Origin of the sequence: Bacillus sp. S2(2019) (assembly GCF_005144805.1) — a bacterium.
Classification (GTDB): Bacteria; Bacillota; Bacilli; order Bacillales; family Bacillaceae; genus Bacillus; species Bacillus altitudinis.
In genome coordinates this window covers 424,507-437,161 of record NZ_SWFL01000002.1, presented here as the reverse complement: position 1 = coordinate 437,161, position 12,655 = coordinate 424,507, and the positions used below count along the sequence as shown (strand labels likewise).

Here is a 12,655-nt window from a genome sequence, read left to right as displayed (position 1 = left end):
GAGTAGCGTGAATGTCAGTAAAAATAATGATTGAAGAACTGCACCGTCTCTACGGATTACATGAACAGCTTCTAAAGCTGTCTAAGAATAAAACAGAAATGCTGAAAAATAACGAGATCGATGCTCTTTCAGAGGTTCTGAACCTTGAGCAAAAATATATTCAGGCCATTTCACAATTAGAAGAAAGGCGGATTGAAGCAGCAGTTCAATTTTTACAAAGTGATCAATCGCCGACAATCACCGCATGTATCGAAAAAGCTACAGGAACGGATCAAGAAGAGCTTATTTCGTTATATGAGAAGCTGAATGACATCATGGTGGAACTGAAAGATGTAAACGAACTGAACAAACAGCTTATTCAGCAGTCACTTCAATTTATTTCACTGACATTCGATCTTGTGAATCCTAACAAAGAAAATATGAATTACGGACAAAATGGTCTTGAGAGTTCAAAGCCTAAACAGCATAGGGCTTTGTTTGATTCAAAGGCGTAAACAAGGAGGATATCTATGGGTTCTACATTCATGGGACTAGAAACGGCAAAAAGAGGAATCACAGCCCAGCGTGCAGGGCTGTATGTCACATCAAACAACGTATCCAATGCAAATACTGATGGCTACTCAAGACAGAGAGTTACCTTTAAAGCAGAGAATCCTTACCCAGTGATTTCAGTTTATGATGGCAAGACATACGGCCAAATGGGGACAGGTGTCCAAGTTGGAACTGTTGAAAGAATTCGAGACAGCTTTTTAGATCTTCAGTATAGAGATCATAACAATAACTTGTCTTATTATGCGACGAAGTCTGATGCTCTTTCACAAATGGAAGGAGTGATGAATGATTTGACAGATGAAGGCTTAAATAGAGCCTTTGATAATCTCTGGAAATCATTACAAGTCTTATCAGAATCGAAAAATGCTGATACTGCTTCAGCCCGTACAGTTGTTAAGACAAGTGCTCAGGCTTTAGTAGATCAATTCCGCCTGCTAAATTCTTCTTTAACAACGATACAAAAGAATTTGAAAACTGAACTCGATTCAACGGCAAAAAATGTGAACACCCTATTAACTCAAATTGATGAAGTGAATAAACAGATTGCAACAGTTGAGCCAAATGGTTATCTTCCCAATGATCTTTATGATACGCGAGACGCTCTTATAGATCAGCTTTCCTCACTTGTTGATATTAAAGTGAGCTACAACCCTTCTGGAGGAAATGCTCTGGAAATTGCTGAAGGAACCGTTAACATCGACATTATCGGTGCTAATGGACAATCTGCTGGAACAATTTTAAATGGCATTACCAATGAAAAATCTGAATTGCAACTTTCCTATGATAATACGACAGGACTTGTTAACTCACTCCAATTTGGAACGACAACCATCGCAGCTGATCAATTACAAGTGAATGGTAAAGTAAAAGCACTTGTTGAGGCGTATGGCTACATGTCTAATGGAGCTGAAAAAGGCATGTACCCAGATATGCTTGCTGAGCTGGATGAAGTAGCAAAAGTATTTATGGATACTTTTAACGATGTCCATAAGCAAGGGTACACGTTAAATGGCACAAGTGGACAAGACTTTTTCGATATTGAGAATAACAATGATTTGAATAAAGGCTTGGCAGCACGTATCAAAGTGAGTGACGTGATTTTAGCATCGACAGATAACATTGCTGCATCTCTTAATCAAACGCAAGGTGATGGTTCGAATGCTACGAAATTAGCTAATATTCAAAACTTAAAGCTGCCAATCGGCGGAACTACCACAACGATTCAGGATTACTATCAGAATGTCATTGCCGAAATGGGGATACAAGCTAAAAAGAACATGACCCTTGAAAGCAGTTCAGCAGCTCTTGTGAATTCAGCCAATGAACGCAGGATGTCAACTAGTTCTGTATCTATTGATGAAGAAATGACGAACATGATCCAATTTCAGCATGCGTATAATGCAGCTGCAAGAATTATGACGTTACAAGACGAAGTATTAGATAAAATAATAAACGGCATGGGAGTCGTAGGAAGGTAGGGTAACTGATGCGAGTCACGCAAGGTATGATTTCTCAAAATTCACTTCGAAATATTAGTAAAAGTTATGAAAAACTCTCTAAAATTAATGAGCAGGCACAGTCTGGAAAACGTTTCACAAAAACGTCTGATGATCCTGTTGCAGCAGTGAAAAGTCTTCAGTATAGTACAGCCATGTTTCGAAATGAGCAATACCAAACTAATTTAAATGAGGCACGAAACTGGATTGATACATCTGAAACAAGTGTCACTGAAATAATTGATATCATGTCAAATATACGAGATAAAGTACTCGATGCGGCCAATGGAACAAAACAGCCAGAAGATTTAGCTGCTATCGGAGTGGAAATTGGTCAGATGAAGAATCAAATCATTGATGCAATGAACACGCAGATGTTAGGTAAGTTTGTTTTTAATGGGACGAATACAAATGTTAAACCAGTTGTAGAGAATGCAGATGGTACGTTTACATTTAACTTTGAAAACTATACAGATGCAAACGTGGTTCAATCGAACATTTCTGATGGAATCACATTAAATGTGAATTCAAATCCTCTTTCAGCTTTTGGTGGGCAATCTGCCAGTGGTCAAAATGTCATTGAAATGCTGACTGATTTAGAAAACTCATTAAAAAATGGAACGTTTACAAATTCTGATGATGCATTAGGAAATATCGATCAGTTTAAAGAAGTGATGAGTGCTGAGCGTTCAGATCTTGGGGCTAGATCCAATCGTATCGACTTAGTCGGGAGCCGTTTGACTTCGCAATTTGAAGTGCTGAAAAAGGCTAAATCAGATGCCGAAGATGTAGAAAGTGAGAAAGCCATTCTTGATCTTCTTCAACAAGAGACTGTAAATAGAGCTGCTTTAGCGACGACAGCTAAAGTGATTCAGCCATCCCTTGTCGATTTCTTAAGATAAGAAAAAGCATCCGTTGGGTGCTTTTTTGCATCATGGAGGTGAACCTATGCAAATCCCTAGATTGTTAATGGAGCAAACTTATGCAAAGCTGCAAATGTCGACAACCCCTTCCAGGCAAGAAGTAGAGCAGCCAAGAGCTGAGCTTGAGATTCAGCAGCCAAGAGCTGTCATGAATATCACAAGGACACCGTCGAAATTAACCATAGATCAAACCGAGGCATTTGCCGATATGGATATTAAGTCGATTTTTAGACGTTCAGAGGAATGGGCTGCGGAGGGGAAACGTGCGATTGGAGAAGGAATGGGGCGTAGAGCGGAAGAAGGAAGTGAACTCATCAAGATCGAGAATGGTGGGAATGCGATTGCTGAGTTTGCGAAAATCAATGGCAGTCCTCCAGCAAAACAATTCAACATCGGTGTGATTCCTTCATTTTTTAGTGTGAAAATTCACTATCAGCCATCTGAACTTAAAATTGATGTGGAGCCGCAAAAAGCTATTATAGAGGCAACACCTCATAAACCAATTGTTAACTACCAGCCAGGTAAAGTTCATATTGATATGTTACAATACCCAGAATTAAAAATAGAAGTTGACGAAACAGGTCAAAATGGTGATAAGGTATAGTTAAGAAAAATGAAAAAGGTCGTGAATTATGATCATTCAAACAAAATACCATGGTGAAGTGACGATTAAAGAGGAGCAAATCATTCACTTCTCTAATGGGATACCAGGATTTCTGGATCAAAAACAATTTGTCATTTTACCTTTATCAGAGGAATCCCCATTTTTAGTTCTCCAATCTTTGGAAAATGCGGAACTAGGCTTTATTGTCAGCAGCCCATTTTTGTTCTTCAATCAATATGAATTTGACTTAGAAGAATCGGTTGTAGACATTCTTGGGGTGGAAGATGCCAATGATGTGGAAGTCATGGTTATTTTAACAATGGGATCTTCTATTGAAAAAACGACAGCCAATTTAAGAGCGCCTATTATTGTAAATCGGAAAAACATGAAAGCCAAGCAGGTCATTTTGCATGATTCAGCCTATCATACAAAACATTTGCTAGAGGTGGCTTCCTCATGTTAGTTCTATCTCGTAAATTAAATCAATCGATTCAAATAGGCGACGATATTGAAGTCAAAATTATTGCGATCGAAGGCGATCAAGTAAAAGTCGGAATTGAGGCTCCTAAGCATATTGATATTCACAGGAAGGAAGTATACCTGTCTATTCAAGAAGAAAACAGCCGTGCTGCTAGCTTGTCCTTCGATCTACTTTCTCAATTATCCTCACAAAAAAAGTGAGGATTTTTTTATCCTATTTGTCGATCCTCCTCCGTGTGAAACCGTAGAAGTACACCATCTATATGAAACTTTAACAAATCGGTCCATCTATATTTAATTTAAAAATTCAAAGCCGATATAAAAGATAGATTAAAGCACAGGAGCTGAATAACTATGTCTGTTGGTAAGTTGACTTCGATAGAGCCACTGATTGATGCATTTCAAACCCGTGTTACGAATCATCAGAATGATAATGCAAACAACGATTTACAAGCAAATGGAAAAGTCGTTTCAAAAGAAGAAATTGAAAAAACGCTTCAAGGAGCAAATAAGCTGATTGAACCTACTCAATTTCATCTTCAATTTGAATTACATGAAAAACTCAATGAATATTATGTCAAAGTCGTAGATAACCAAACCGAAGAAGTCATTAGAGAGATTCCTTCCAAAGAATGGCTTGATTTCTATGCGGCAATGACAGAGATTGTCGGTTTATTTGTCGATAAAAGAATGTAATTGAAGGGAGAACATAAACCATGGTTAATCGAATTACTGGATTTTCTAATGTATTTGATATTGATGAAATCGTCTCAAAGTTAATGAAAACTGAGCAAGCACCACTTGATAAAATGACACGTCAGAAACAAACACTTGAATGGCAAAGAGACAGCTACCGCGAGGTCAATTCAAAGGTCAAAGAATTAGATGATTTGATCAACAGTTTAAACTTAACGCGTCCAAGTACATATGGCGCAAAAAAGGTGACAAGCTCAAATGAATCTGCTGTCACAGCAACTGGCTCAACAAATGCTTCTTCTGGCTCGATTAATGTGACCCAATTAGCGACAGCATCCGTATTCAAATCTTCTAGTCCATCTGGATTTACTGCTTCAAACGGTACGTTTACGTTTGAGGTGACGACACCAGATTCTACAACACCAAAAACAGTGACCATTAATACGACTGATACAGATACCCTTGATACAATCGTGACAAAATTGAACAGCTCTCAACTTGGTGTCACGGCTTATAAAGGCCAGATCTTTGATGGAACCAACTACGTAGATACGATCGCTCTGACTTCGCGTACGACTGGTGAAGGTGTCAGTATTAAGGCAGCGGATGGCAATTCCGCTTCATTTTTAACTCAACTAGGCTTCCAAGTGGATGGAGATAACAAATTAGTTGCCACCACTCAAGGACAGAAAGCGCAATACGAAATTAATGGTCTCAAAATGGAAAATAACAATAATACTTTCACGCAGGCTGGTATCACATATGAGCTGAAAGGAACAACAGATAAGCCTGTCAGCTTGAACGTTTCAACAGATGTCGATGCCATCTTTGATAAAATTAAACAATTTGTTGATAAATACAATGAACTTGTTGAACAGGTCAATGGTAAAGTGAATGAAAAACGAAACAGAGACTATTACCCATTAACGGCTGAAGAGAAAAAAGCCATGTCTGACAAAGAAGTCGAGCTATGGGAAACAACAGCTAAGTCGGGCTTGTTGAGAAGTGATTCTATTTTACGATCAGGTACTGCTAAATTAAGAAGTGATTTTTATGCCGAAATTACGACAAGCGATGCGAATAAAATTCAAATCACCCAAATCGGCATTACTACATCATCGAAATATAAAGATGGTGGAAAGCTTGAAATTAATGAAGAAAAACTAAGAAAAGCCATTGGAGAAGACCCACAAAAGGTCAGTCAAATGTTTATCTCTGGTTCTTTAAATGTCGATTCTAAAGATAAAGACAAAGCACAGCAGCAATATAAAGAACAAGGAATCATCTATCGTGTCAAAAATTCTTTAACAGCCTATACAAAGAGTATTCAAACAAAAGCTGGTAGTACAACAATGGAGCTAAAAGAATACGGACTTGGTAAGGACCTTGATTCTTTGACTCAACGAATGAGCACATTCCAAGATCGTTTAAAAATGGTGGAGGCTCGTTACTACAAAAAGTTTAACGCCATGGATAGTGCGATTCAAAAGCTAAACAACCAATCTGGCTATCTTTCTCAACTGCTTGGACAATAATTGGAGGTTTATAACATATGGCAATTCAGAACCCTTATGCCGCCTATCAGAAAAATTCTATTGAGACCGCAACACCGGCCGAGTTAACGCTTATGCTTTATGAAGGATGCTTAAAGTTTATTAGACTAGCAAAGCATGGCATTCAAAAAGAAGATGCTGAAATGAGAAACTTGAACCTGAAAAAGGCTCAAAACATCATCCAAGAATTAAATGTCACCTTAAATCGTACGTATGATGTATCAAAGAGCATGGCAAGTATGTATGACTACATCTATCGAAGACTGATTGAAGCCAATCTGCAAAATGACGAAGAGATCCTGAATGAAGTAGAGCAATATGTGACTGATTTCCGAGATGCTTGGAAGGAAGTCATTCAAACCGATCGAAAAGGGCGTCACCACTCTATTGGGGGATCTCTATGAGTATTGTGGACCAACTGCACGACCAAACGTTAAAAATGGCAGCGGAAATAGAGGCCAATCCGCAAAGCGAAACACTCGTTGAAGACTTTGATGCTTTTTTAGTTGAGAGAGACGAACTAATGAGAGATATTCAACATGAGCTTTCCGTTCAAGAAAAAGAGAAAATCAAAGAAATCATTCAAACAGATCAACTGATGGCCAAGCAATTAACGGAGATTCAAAATGGGATCAAGGCGGATATTCAAGCCATTCAACGTAAGAAAACAAAACAGCTGAATTATCAAAATCCGTATCAGCCCATGACAAGTGACGGCGTATACTACGATAAACGGAAATAAATAGGTGAGACCTGTGGCGTATCGTTCAGATGACTATATTTTATTAACCACATATTATGACCTTCTATATACGATAGAAGAGAGTCTAAAATATTTAGATGAAATTGAGAAGGATTTCGCTAAAACAGAAGGGGATCGGATCTTTAATGATCTGATCCATGCCTTCTTTCATTTAGAGACAACACACCCGCTTCTGCTTTCAATTATTGAAAATGAGCACTTTGCCAAGACGATTCGATCGTTTGACCAAATTTTTTTAAGTTTCGATATACTAGCTTTCTATACATTCCCTTCAAATCACTTCCAGTCATTCCTTACATCATATTTTATACCTGAATATAGAAAGTGGATGGATGAAATACATGCCTGTATGAGGCCGTATGTCATTCATTAATTTTTGTTCAATTCAGACCATTCGGAGGAATTTATGAGACTAAAAAATCAATTTTTATTTGGGCTTATTGTCATATGTATATTGTTTGTCAGTATTTTAGGATTTTCTAGCTTTATCTACTACAAAACAGATCAATCGTATAAAGCACTTCTCACCAAAGAAGTGAAGCTGTACCAGACCTCGCTGGAATTAGAAGCACTGCTGCAAAAACAGGAAGCACAAATTAAAACGTATGTGGTTGTGCAGGATAGGAAAGTCTCACAAAATATTGAAGATACCTATGTTGATATTAATAAAAAAACAGGTGATGCTTTAAAACTGAGTACAGTCAAACAAGCAAAAAAATTGTTAGAAAAGATTTCTCAGAAGAATGAGCTTTACTATGAATCCACGAAAAGGCTATTTATCTCATTGAATACTAACAATCAAAAAGAATTCAACACCCGCCTCAGTCAAGAATTACAACCTATCGAACAAGAAATACATACCTTTACAAAAGAATTTGCCCAAACACAATTGAAACAGCGGGATCAAAAAATCAGTCAGCTCAATGAAGAAAGTAACCAATTATTGCTGACACTCATTCTCGTTAGCGCAGCGATTATAGTCGGCTTTTTAGTCATTGGCACAAGGTTTGTTCATCGTATGACAAAACCGATTGTCTCTGTCACACATGCAGCAAGAAGAATGGCAGATGGTGACCTCACACTTGAAGAGATTGAAGTAACCTCTAAAAATGAAATTGGCCAGCTCGGTACGGCTTTTAACCAAATGACAGCTCATTTGCGTCAGCTCATCCTACAGGTGCAAAATGGATCAAGGCAATTAGCTGATTCTGCTGCGCAATTTGAAGAAACCATCAGTCAAACCATTTCGGCTAGTGAACAGACGTCTAGCTCGATTGAACAGGTCAGTGAAGCTTCACGTGAACAATCGGATGCAGTAGGAAAAGTAGCTTCGGCGATTCAAGAAGTCTCGACTGGTATGCATAATGCGGCTGAACATACGTCTGATGTTTCGGGTCACTCAATTTCAGTGACTGAAAAGGCTGAAGAGGGCGCATCCCTCATTCAACAATTTGTGAAACAAATGAGTTCTATTAAGGAATCTGTGAATGAACATCATTCTACAATGGCCAATGTACAAGTACAGTTTACCGGCATTCAAGACCTGCTGGGGAATATTCATGCCATTGCAGATCAGACAAATTTACTTGCTTTAAACGCAGCCATTGAAGCAGCAAGGGCTGGGGAACATGGACGAGGTTTTGCGGTTGTTGCAGATGAAGTCAGAAAGCTGGCGGAAGAATCAAGTCAGCTGACTGATCAAATTAGTCAGTTACTCGCCAACGTGAACAAAGATACTGAAAGATCGTCTCAATCTATGACGAAAGTGGAACGAGATGTAGCAGAAGGTGTGAAAGTATCGCAATTGTCTGAACAGAGCTTTCAAGAAATTCTGGAATCCATCCGTGATATCTCGATGAAAGCAGAGGAGCTTTCTGCCACGACAGAGCAAATCTCAGCTAGTACAGAAGAAATTTCTCAAACAATTGGTGTGATAGAAGAAGGAGCCAAGCGAAATTCTGAGGAAACAGAGTACATGTCGGCGGCTGTTGAAGAATCACTAGCGGCGAATGAGGAAATGAAAGCAGCTGCGGAAGATTTAAAATCTTTGTCTCAATCACTGAAAACATCTATTTCATCTTTCAAGATTTAACAGTGCGATGGTCTTTTTCAAGAATCAATCGAATATATATTCATCACCTATCAAGTAAAAGCTGAAGCACCGCAGGATTCGACAAATTTCAATAAAAATTCACATTTTTTTTACGTTTGAGCAGGAGAAAAGGAGGGAAAAGTAGAAATAAGTTTACATATCCTTAATTTTAAAGGAGGCGTTCTTTACATGAATTACAATGTCCGAGGAGAAAACATCGAAGTAACACCTGCACTAAGAGATCATGTCGAGAAAAAAATTGGAAAGTTGGAGCGTTATTTTGAGTCAGATGTTGATGCTTCAGTCAACGTGAACTTGAAATTTTACAACGATCAAGAATCTAAAGTTGAGGTTACCATTCCAATGACTGATCTAGCACTTCGAGCAGAGGTGCATAATGAGGATATGTACAATGCAGTAGACCTAGCAACCAGTAAATTAGAACGTCAAATTAGAAAACATAAAACGAAAGTGAACCGTAAATTCCGTGAGCAAGGTGCGAAAAAGCATTTATTTGCTGGAGGAAACGGTGCTTCCGAAGTAGCAGTTCAAGATGACGAAGAAATTGATGAAACAGAAATCGTCAGACAAAAACGCTTCAATCTAAAACCAATGGATAGCGAAGAGGCCATTCTCCAAATGAACATGTTAGGTCACAGTTTCTTTGTCTTCACAAATGCTGAGACAAATTTGACCAATGTGGTATACCGCCGAAATGACGGTAAATACGGACTCATTGAGCCGAACGCTTAATCATTCGTTCCTTTTGATCCGAAAATGACCTAAAAAAAGTAAACCCGTTCCCTTCATTAGGGGCGGGTTTTTTGTGCTAAATCATTGCAAATTCTTTGGAAATCAAGGAAGGTATGGTATGATAAATGCAGGTAAATATGGACCTGTCAAACTTTTGGACATGCCGAAAAATTGCATGAAATAGAGGAGCGTTATTATATGCTTGGAATCTTAAACAAAGTGTTTGATCCTACGAAACGTACGATCAGCCGATATGAAAAAAAGGCAAATGAAATCGAAGCTCTCGCTCAAGATTTCGAGAAATTATCTGACGAGGCTTTACGAAATAAAACGATCGAATTTAAAGAAAAACTTGAAAAAGGACAATCTGTAGACGACCTTTTGGTTGAAGCATTTGCAACGGTTCGTGAGGCTTCCCGCCGCGTGACAGGAATGTTCCCATTTAAGGTGCAGCTCATGGGGGGGATCGCCCTACATGAAGGGAATATCTCTGAGATGAAAACAGGTGAAGGGAAAACGTTGACATCAACGATGCCTGTTTATTTGAATGCTCTTTCTGGAAAAGGCGTCCACATTGTGACAGTCAACGAATATTTGGCAAGCCGTGATGCAGAGGAAATGGGCAAGATTTTCGAATTTCTTGGATTAACGGTTGGCTTGAACTTAAACAGTTTAGACAAAGATGAAAAAAGAGAAGCTTACGCTGCTGATATCACGTATTCAACAAACAATGAGCTTGGCTTTGATTATTTACGAGATAACATGGTGCTGTATAAAGAGCAAATGGTTCAAAGACCACTTCATTATGCCGTCATCGATGAAGTTGACTCCATCTTAATTGATGAAGCGAGAACACCTCTTATTATTTCTGGACAAGCTGCAAAATCGACGAAACTTTACGTACAAGCAAATGCCTTTGTTCGTACGTTAAAAATAGAAGACGATTTCACTTATGATATTAAAACAAAAAGTGTACAGCTGACTGAAAGCGGAATGACGAAGGCGGAAAAAGCATTCGGCATTGAGAACTTGTTTGATGTCAAACATGTCGCTCTTAACCACCATATCGCGCAGGCTCTTAAGGCACATGTTGCGATGCAAAAAGACGTTGATTATGTTGTGGAAGATGGTCAAGTCGTCATCGTTGACTCCTTCACAGGACGTTTAATGAAAGGACGTCGCTATAGTGAAGGTCTGCACCAAGCCATTGAAGCAAAAGAAGGTCTTGAAGTGCAGAATGAAAGCATGACACTTGCAACCATTACGTTCCAGAACTACTTCCGTATGTATGAAAAGCTATCTGGTATGACAGGTACAGCGAAAACGGAAGAAGAGGAATTCCGTAACATTTACAATATGCAGGTTGTCACAATCCCAACCAATAAACCGGTTGTGCGTGATGACAGACCTGATTTAATTTACCGCACGATGGATGGCAAATTTAAAGCAGTAGCTGAAGACGTCGCACAGCGTTATATGACAGGACAGCCGGTCCTTGTCGGAACTGTTGCGGTTGAGACATCTGAATTAATTTCAAAACTGCTTAAAAATAAAGGCATCCCACATCAAGTGTTAAACGCGAAAAACCATGAGCGTGAAGCACAAATTATTGAGGAAGCTGGACAAAAAGGTGCCGTCACAATTGCGACAAACATGGCGGGACGTGGAACAGACATCAAGCTTGGCGAAGGTGTGAAAGAACTAGGCGGTCTTGCTGTTATTGGGACAGAGCGTCATGAATCACGCCGTATTGATAACCAGCTCCGTGGTCGTTCTGGTCGTCAAGGAGACCCAGGGATTACTCAATTCTATCTCTCAATGGAAGATGAATTGATGCGCCGATTTGGTGCAGAGCGGACAATGGCGATGCTTGATCGCTTCGGCATGGATGACTCTACTCCAATTCAAAGTAAAATGGTCTCAAAAGCTGTTGAATCTTCTCAAAAACGTGTTGAGGGGAATAACTTTGATTCCCGTAAGCAGCTTCTGCAATATGATGATGTTCTTCGTCAACAGCGTGAAGTCATTTACAAACAGCGTTTTGAAGTCATCGATTCTGATAACTTGAAATCGATTGTGATCAATATGATTCAATCGTCTATTGAGCGGGCTGTTGGATCTTACACGCCGAAAGAAGAACTTCCAGAAGAATGGAAACTAGATGGTCTTGTTGAATTAATCAACACGAACTATTTAGATGAAGGTGCCATTTCGGTCAAAGATATCTTCGGTAAAGAAGCAGATGAGATCACCGAATTCATCATGGAGCGGATTAAAGAGAAATATGATGCAAAAGAAGAGACATTTGGCGATGAACAAATGCGTGAATTTGAAAAAGTCATCGTTCTTCGTGCAGTAGATTCGAAGTGGATGGATCATATCGATGCAATGGATCAGCTGCGTCAAGGAATCCATTTACGTGCATATGCACAAACCAATCCACTTCGTGAGTATCAAATGGAAGGATTTGCGATGTTTGAGCATATGGTCGCTTCAATTGAAGATGACGTCGCTAAATATGTGCTGAAATCAGAAATCCAAAACAACCTAGAACGTGAAGAAGTCGTTCAAGGACAAACAACTGCTCATCAACCTCAAGAAGGCGATGAGGAGAAAACAGTGAAGAAAAAGCCGGTGCGTAAAGTGGTGGATATCGGAAGAAACTCACCATGTCACTGCGGAAGCGGCAAGAAATATAAAAATTGTCATGGGAAGACAGAATAAGTAATGGAAAGAGGTGAAA

Annotated in this window: 14 protein-coding genes; all 14 read left to right on the top strand. The window is 39.1% G+C overall.

The window, feature by feature from the left end:
* The first annotated feature begins 11 nt into the window (after positions 1-11).
* The 14 genes from FBF75_RS07375 to secA all read left to right on the top strand — a co-directional run bounded on the left by FBF75_RS07375 (position 12) and on the right by secA (position 12,636).
* Positions 12-494, top strand: a complete 483-nt coding sequence (locus FBF75_RS07375) for a flagellar protein FlgN (RefSeq protein ID WP_017357865.1) — start codon at positions 12-14, stop codon at positions 492-494.
* Between the two features lie 15 nt (positions 495-509).
* Positions 510-2,030 carry a flagellar hook-associated protein FlgK gene (gene flgK / locus FBF75_RS07370; RefSeq protein WP_017368142.1) on the top strand — a complete coding sequence of 507 codons (1,521 nt, stop codon included), beginning with the start codon at positions 510-512 and terminating at the stop codon, positions 2,028-2,030.
* A gap of 8 nt (positions 2,031-2,038) precedes the next feature.
* Positions 2,039-2,950 carry a flagellar hook-associated protein FlgL gene (gene flgL / locus FBF75_RS07365; protein ID WP_017368141.1) on the top strand — a complete coding sequence of 304 codons (912 nt, stop codon included), beginning with the start codon at positions 2,039-2,041 and terminating at the stop codon, positions 2,948-2,950.
* 46 nt (positions 2,951-2,996) lie between these two features.
* The gene (locus FBF75_RS07360) at positions 2,997-3,575 is read left to right on the top strand and encodes a DUF6470 family protein (protein WP_035701576.1); all 579 of its coding nucleotides are present in this window, start codon (positions 2,997-2,999) and stop codon (positions 3,573-3,575) included.
* Between the two features lie 28 nt (positions 3,576-3,603).
* Positions 3,604-4,038 (top strand): flagellar assembly protein FliW, encoded by a 435-nt coding sequence (gene fliW, locus FBF75_RS07355; protein WP_007499985.1) that lies wholly within the window; start codon positions 3,604-3,606, stop codon positions 4,036-4,038.
* Positions 4,032-4,256, top strand: a complete 225-nt coding sequence (gene csrA / locus FBF75_RS07350; RefSeq protein ID WP_008348252.1) for a carbon storage regulator CsrA — start codon at positions 4,032-4,034, stop codon at positions 4,254-4,256. Before fliW ends, csrA begins: the two co-directional genes overlap by 7 nt.
* Before the next feature lie 153 nt (positions 4,257-4,409).
* The gene (gene flaG, locus FBF75_RS07345; RefSeq protein ID WP_017368137.1) at positions 4,410-4,751 is read left to right on the top strand and encodes a flagellar protein FlaG; all 342 of its coding nucleotides are present in this window, start codon (positions 4,410-4,412) and stop codon (positions 4,749-4,751) included.
* A 20-nt stretch (positions 4,752-4,771) separates the two neighbouring features.
* Positions 4,772-6,286 carry a flagellar hook-associated protein 2 gene (locus FBF75_RS07340; protein ID WP_129547914.1) on the top strand — a complete coding sequence of 505 codons (1,515 nt, stop codon included), beginning with the start codon at positions 4,772-4,774 and terminating at the stop codon, positions 6,284-6,286.
* Positions 6,287-6,303: 17 nt separating this feature from the next.
* Positions 6,304-6,708 (top strand): flagellar export chaperone FliS, encoded by a 405-nt coding sequence (gene fliS, locus FBF75_RS07335; RefSeq protein ID WP_008348247.1) that lies wholly within the window; start codon positions 6,304-6,306, stop codon positions 6,706-6,708.
* Positions 6,705-7,046, top strand: a complete 342-nt coding sequence (gene fliT, locus FBF75_RS07330; protein WP_008348246.1) for a flagellar protein FliT — start codon at positions 6,705-6,707, stop codon at positions 7,044-7,046. The genes fliS and fliT overlap by 4 nt, the downstream gene beginning before the upstream one ends.
* A gap of 13 nt (positions 7,047-7,059) precedes the next feature.
* Positions 7,060-7,440, top strand: a complete 381-nt coding sequence (locus FBF75_RS07325) for a DUF8042 domain-containing protein (RefSeq protein WP_008348244.1) — start codon at positions 7,060-7,062, stop codon at positions 7,438-7,440.
* Positions 7,441-7,473: 33 nt separating this feature from the next.
* On the top strand, positions 7,474-9,159 hold the full coding sequence (locus tag FBF75_RS07320) for a methyl-accepting chemotaxis protein (protein WP_136944586.1): 1,686 nt from the start codon (positions 7,474-7,476) through the stop codon (positions 9,157-9,159).
* A gap of 189 nt (positions 9,160-9,348) precedes the next feature.
* On the top strand, positions 9,349-9,912 hold the full coding sequence (gene hpf / locus FBF75_RS07315; RefSeq protein ID WP_007499992.1) for a ribosome hibernation-promoting factor, HPF/YfiA family: 564 nt from the start codon (positions 9,349-9,351) through the stop codon (positions 9,910-9,912).
* A gap of 198 nt (positions 9,913-10,110) precedes the next feature.
* Positions 10,111-12,636: a preprotein translocase subunit SecA gene (gene secA, locus FBF75_RS07310; RefSeq protein ID WP_035701569.1), complete on the top strand. Its 2,526-nt coding sequence runs from the start codon at positions 10,111-10,113 to the stop codon at positions 12,634-12,636.
* The last annotated feature ends 19 nt before the right edge of the window (positions 12,637-12,655 follow it).

Bases quoted from the DNA above. Each gene is read 5' to 3' on its own strand.
- FBF75_RS07320 (WP_136944586.1), top strand. From the start codon at position 7,474: ATGAGACTAAAAAATCAATTTTTATTTGGGCTTATTGTCATATGTATA.
- FBF75_RS07375 (WP_017357865.1), top strand. From the start codon at position 12: ATGTCAGTAAAAATAATGATTGAAGAACTGCACCGTCTCTACGGATTA.
- flgL (WP_017368141.1), top strand. From the start codon at position 2,039: ATGCGAGTCACGCAAGGTATGATTTCTCAAAATTCACTTCGAAATATT.
- fliW (WP_007499985.1), top strand. From the start codon at position 3,604: ATGATCATTCAAACAAAATACCATGGTGAAGTGACGATTAAAGAGGAG.
- csrA (WP_008348252.1), top strand. From the start codon at position 4,032: ATGTTAGTTCTATCTCGTAAATTAAATCAATCGATTCAAATAGGCGAC.
- flgK (WP_017368142.1), top strand. From the start codon at position 510: ATGGGTTCTACATTCATGGGACTAGAAACGGCAAAAAGAGGAATCACA.
- FBF75_RS07360 (WP_035701576.1), top strand. From the start codon at position 2,997: ATGCAAATCCCTAGATTGTTAATGGAGCAAACTTATGCAAAGCTGCAA.
- FBF75_RS07340 (WP_129547914.1), top strand. From the start codon at position 4,772: ATGGTTAATCGAATTACTGGATTTTCTAATGTATTTGATATTGATGAA.
- fliT (WP_008348246.1), top strand. From the start codon at position 6,705: ATGAGTATTGTGGACCAACTGCACGACCAAACGTTAAAAATGGCAGCG.
- flaG (WP_017368137.1), top strand. From the start codon at position 4,410: ATGTCTGTTGGTAAGTTGACTTCGATAGAGCCACTGATTGATGCATTT.
- secA (WP_035701569.1), top strand. From the start codon at position 10,111: ATGCTTGGAATCTTAAACAAAGTGTTTGATCCTACGAAACGTACGATC.
- hpf (WP_007499992.1), top strand. From the start codon at position 9,349: ATGAATTACAATGTCCGAGGAGAAAACATCGAAGTAACACCTGCACTA.
- fliS (WP_008348247.1), top strand. From the start codon at position 6,304: ATGGCAATTCAGAACCCTTATGCCGCCTATCAGAAAAATTCTATTGAG.